At 69.8% G+C, this 941-nt stretch carries 1 protein-coding gene and 1 pseudogene; both read right to left on the bottom strand.

Annotation, left to right across the window (positions count from 1 at the left end; genetic code table 11):
• Positions 1 to 534 (bottom strand): annotated as a pseudogene (locus tag ACFPZ3_RS51305) (two-component sensor histidine kinase); the annotation flags it as partial.
• A 259-nt stretch (positions 535 to 793) separates the two neighbouring features.
• The coding region (locus ACFPZ3_RS51300) for a winged helix-turn-helix domain-containing protein (protein ID WP_379521748.1) at positions 794 to 941 on the bottom strand (148 nt) is incomplete at its 5' end.

The raw sequence follows: 941 nt of genomic DNA, 5'->3' as shown, positions 1-941 counted from the left end.
CTGTTCGGGACCCAGGCTGCGCGCGGTGTAGACCTCGATGCCGGACATCCGCGTCGTCCCATCCTGCTCAATGATCAGCAACGGGGTGCCGATGACCAAGTTGGGTCCGTCAGGCCACGCCACGCGTTGCCACGCGAATTCGCCGTGGGCCACCCTCCACCGCAGCCCCTTTGGAATCGTCCCGGGATCCAGATCCAGGATCGGCCAGTTCCCGCCCGGCCTCCAGGGTCTCTGGGGCGAGCCGGGCGACGAGTGCGACCCGCCGTAGATGGCGACCGCGTGGCTGTTCCCGTCGGTCACGGTGCGGGCGATCTCGTCCAGCTCGGCCGGGCCGGGCGTCGCGCTCCGCAACGGGAAGAGTGCCTCCAGGCGGCTTTTCATCGCCAGCACCGCGGCGTCCTGGGCGCGTTGCAGGATGTCGTTGCGGGCCTGCACGTAGATGCCGCCGGCCACGGCCGCCGCGGTGACCACACACAGCAGCGCGAAGGCGAACAGCAGCCGGGCCCGCAGCCCCAGACTCGGCCGACCTGTCACCGGCGGCTCATACCGGCCCGAACCGGTGCCCGAACCTGTCACTGGCGGTTCACGACGGCCCGAGCCGGTGCCCGGACTTCTCGCCGGCGGCTCATACCGGTCCGAGCCGGTGCCCGGATCTGTCGCCGGTGGTTCACGACGGCCTGAACCGGTGCCCGGACTTCTCGCCGGTGGTTCACGCCGGTCCGAGCCGGTGCCCGGATCTGTCACCGGTGGCTCACACTGGCCCGAGCCGGTAGCCGGACCTGTCGCCGGCGGCTCATATCGGTCCGAACCGGTAGCCGAAGCCGCGTACCGTCTGCACGTAGAGGGGTGCGGCCGAGTCGTCTTCGATCTTTGCGCGCAATCGTTGCACGCACGCGTCGACCAGGCGTGAGTCGCCGAAATATCCGTGTTCCCACACCGAC

The organism is Nonomuraea insulae, from assembly GCF_042656245.1.
Note: the sequence above shows the minus strand (reverse complement) of the source record. Positions and strands in the feature narration are given on the sequence as shown.